The sequence below is a fragment of the Vibrio sp. 10N.239.312.D08 genome (assembly GCF_041466145.1).
Taxonomy (GTDB): Bacteria; Pseudomonadota; Gammaproteobacteria; order Enterobacterales; family Vibrionaceae; genus Vibrio; species Vibrio crassostreae_C.
In genome coordinates, this window is record NZ_JBFSSD010000114.1 from 1 (window position 1) to 1,500 (window position 1,500).

The window sequence follows — 1,500 nt, forward strand, 5'->3', positions numbered from 1 at the left end:
GAGGTCACATTTTGTGCCATGGCAGCGCTAGACGTTGCCATGATAAGTAGCGCTACATAGACAGGATCTTAAGAGCTAACTTGTTTATTTAGATAGAAAAAAGGCTTCATTTATGATCAGATAATCGTCGCCAAACAAACTACCTACATCAATAGTGAAGCCGATGACGATTATCTCCTTACAGAAGCAATTTAAGCAATTCTTTAATGCTGACACCCTCCAAAAAATGGCGAAAAGTACAGGCCTGATGAAACGGTGTCGGGCGATATTACCCGAGCAGCTAGTCATTAGCTTAGTGGCCGCGTTAAGCAAAGGAAACTGTACTTCCATTGCGGATTTACTGCGACAATTCAATGGGATGTGCTTGAGCCCTGAAGGTGCCGTGGCATACAAGCCTTACCATAACCAGTTGAGGAAAAATGAGTTTCCTAATTTCATGCGGCAACTTTTTATGCGAGCAATAGCTCAATTTGCTCGCCAGCAGAATGTCGGTCTACCAAATAAGCTCGACACCTTTGATGATGTACTGCTTCAAGATGGCAGCTCTTTCCACATCCATCGTGACCTGGCGGATGTTTATCCGAGTCGATTTAAACGTAACCCTGCAGCGGTTGAATGTCATATGACAATGTCGTTGAAAAGCTTTTCTCCAGTCGCGATGAACATCAGCGCTGATACGGCATCAGAAAGAGATTTTTTACCTGAGCCCAAAACGATGAACAACAAATTGCTGTTGGCTGACGCAGGGTATCCTGATTTCCACTTCTTTCGAGAGCTTGAACAGCATGGCGGATTCTATATTGTCCGAGGTGCTAAGTCTCTGAACCCTATGATTATTGAGGCAAGGAACGGCAAGGGGCGACTGCTGCCTAAGCTAGAAGGGAAGAAGCTGAAAGACATTACTCGAGGTACCAACCGTTCGCAGGTCCTTGACCTAAAAGTCCGTCGAGGTAAACAAGAGTTTTGAGTCGTGCGACGATGGTTTGCTGAAGAAAAACGATTCTGCATTTGGATAACTAACTTACCTTCAGACACCTTTACTGCCGATGACATCATGGCGATCTACCGCTGTCGATGGCAGGTGGAACTGCTTTTTAAAGAGTTAAAGTCTCACACCAACTGGCAACGATTTGTCACCGCATAAAAGGCCATCGTTGATGGGCTCATCTGGGCCAGTTTACTTGCGCTGATCATTAGGCGTAGTATTGCGCTTCAGATAATGCCATCGGTCTCATTGTTTAAAGCGGCAAAAAATGTGGATGTCTGGCTGTTACCAATATTTGAATGTATCAGTCACGGCGCATGGTCAGAAATCAGCAATAAAATCGAATGGGCTACCAGTTATATATCAAGGAACGCTCAAAAGTCCGCGCAGAGGAAGTCTAAAGAAAACATTACGTTAGACGGAATTTACGCTGAGCTTAGTGCTTAAGGTTCTGTCTATGAATGTTCTCTAAAATGATTCAGAGACTCTGTTTAATCAAAAGAACAGCTATAAAC

The 1,500-nt window shown here is 44.1% G+C and carries 1 pseudogene; it reads left to right on the plus strand.

The features are described 5' to 3' along the window. Positions 1-163: 163 nt before the first annotated feature. Positions 164-1,432, plus strand: a pseudogene (locus AB6D58_RS24395) (IS4 family transposase). Positions 1,433-1,500 lie beyond the last annotated feature (68 nt).